The 1131-nt window shown below is 48.4% G+C and carries 2 protein-coding genes; both read left to right on the top strand.

Features of this window, described 5'->3' with window-relative positions; translation table 11 throughout:
* Positions 1 to 784, top strand: a 784-nt coding sequence (locus R7Q41_RS24265) for a FliG C-terminal domain-containing protein (RefSeq protein WP_318144737.1), incomplete at its 5' end; no start/stop codon positions are given.
* A 3-nt stretch (positions 785 to 787) separates the two neighbouring features.
* Positions 788 to 1131, top strand: a 344-nt coding sequence (locus R7Q41_RS24260; protein WP_318144736.1) for a Yae1 family protein, incomplete at its 3' end; no start/stop codon positions are given.

Here is a 1131-nt window from a genome sequence, read left to right as displayed (position 1 = left end):
TGGCAACACAACAAATAAAAACTTCCGTCGTTACCTAGATGAAGTTGGTGCAGAAGAGATCAACCTAGACGCTGGCGCATTCAAGAACAGCTTGAACCCTACGAACGTAGCAACAAAGATTATTGTCATTGAAAAACCAGCGAACGATCAGTACGACGATATTCGTTTCAGCAAGACCAGCGAAGTCAACAAAAAGCCTTCCACCAGCCTATCGCCTGAAAAGGTTACTCAAGCCGCTCAAGATTGGATTAACCAATACGACGGTTTGAAAGGTGCGAATGTAATGGTTGTGCCAACTATGGCCGATCTGCATGAACTGGTTGAACGTTGTATCGAAAAAGTGTCTGCAAGCCAAAGCGTACCGCTTTCTGGCGTTAAGCAAGCGGCAGACATCATCAACCGCTTTGAAGGCGACCGTGGTTCATTGATGGAAATGCTCAAACTGCATGAAGAAGAAGTGGTTAACGCCATCGAAGAGAACATGTTTGACTTCATGGTGCTGGGCCGTCAACGCGAAGAAACCATGGACATGCTCGTACAGCAAATTCCACTCGAGCTTTGGGCTACGGCACTGAAAGGTTCGGATATCACGTTGCAGCAAGCGATCAAACGCTCAATGCCACAACGTATGGTGAAAGCGCTAGAAGACGATATGGAAGCGCGTGGTGCAGTTGCACTGAGTCGAGTTCAGAAAGCACGCCAAGACATCATGCAAATGGTGCGCGAGCTTGATGAGTCGGGCGAAGTTCAGTTGCTTCTATACGAAGAGCCAACGGTGGAATAAAGCATGGCAGAACAAAGATCGAACATTATGCGACTGCCTCCAAGTGGTTACCGTTTACACCGTTTTCCGCCGCTGGCTCAGCCAGTTGCGGTTGATGAAGAGTTCGGCTTGGACAACCAAGGTTGGCAAGAGTCGCAAGTGGACATTCAGCAGCAGCTTGAAGCAGGTTTCCAACAGGGGCTGCAACAAGGTCATGAAGAAGGTTTACGCCAAGGCATCGAGCAAGGTAAGCAACAAGGCTTGCTCGATGGCCAGAAAGAAGGCTTTCAGAAAGGATTTGTTTCTGGTGAACAAGCTGGTAAGCAAGGCTTTTTAGAAGCGGCGAAGCCAGTTAATGACTTGTTCCA

Source organism: Vibrio sp. 2096, from assembly GCF_033339595.1.
GTDB classification, from domain to species: domain Bacteria; phylum Pseudomonadota; class Gammaproteobacteria; order Enterobacterales; family Vibrionaceae; genus Vibrio; species Vibrio alginolyticus.
Note: the sequence above shows the minus strand (reverse complement) of the source record. Positions and strands in the feature narration are given on the sequence as shown.